This is a genomic window from Erwinia sp. MYb416, assembly GCF_037479575.1.
GTDB classification, from domain to species: Bacteria; Pseudomonadota; Gammaproteobacteria; order Enterobacterales; family Enterobacteriaceae; genus Erwinia; species Erwinia rhapontici.
The window spans coordinates 474-988 of record NZ_JBBGYT010000230.1 but is presented as its reverse complement, the minus strand read 5'-3'; the positions used below and the strand labels follow the sequence as shown (position 1 = coordinate 988).

Genomic DNA, 515 nt, shown 5'->3' with positions numbered 1-515 from the left:
AGACAAGGCAGTCCGGGGGATGCATTACTTTGACCGAGTTCTGCAAATGCAACCTTATGTTGCCGGTGATACTTTCTCAATGGCAGATATCGCGGTAATCGGAGGGATGATCTTTTCTACGTTAGTGAAGCTTTCCGTACCGTCAGAGTGTGCAGCCTTGCATGAGTGGTATAACCGAATGCAGGCAAGGCCATCCGTTCAGCAGTGGAAGGCGATGGTTGATGCTGAACGTTTGCAGAGAAAGGTGTGATTACTATGCCTGCTTAATTTGCTTAACCCTCCGCATACCCTGTGCGGAGGGGCTGGAACTGACAAGGGCAGTTGATTCCGTTCGATATGCCATACCCAGAATGAGCGAACTGTTCACCGACGCGCCTTCCGACATGCTACGTCCGCTTTTGGCTGTGAGTTCAACCGATGGATGCAACACACTGATTGAACCGCTCTGCGGGTGATTCATAGTCTAGCGTTTTCCTTGGTCTCTCGTTGAGCTGTCTGGCAACATTGTTTAGTCT

The 515-nt window shown here is 50.3% G+C and carries 1 protein-coding gene; it reads left to right on the top strand.

Features of this window, described 5'->3' with window-relative positions:
* Positions 1-250 (top strand): glutathione S-transferase family protein (locus WH277_RS02110; protein ID WP_339504125.1); only part of this gene is annotated, 250 nt, incomplete at its 5' end.
* Positions 251-515 lie beyond the last annotated feature (265 nt).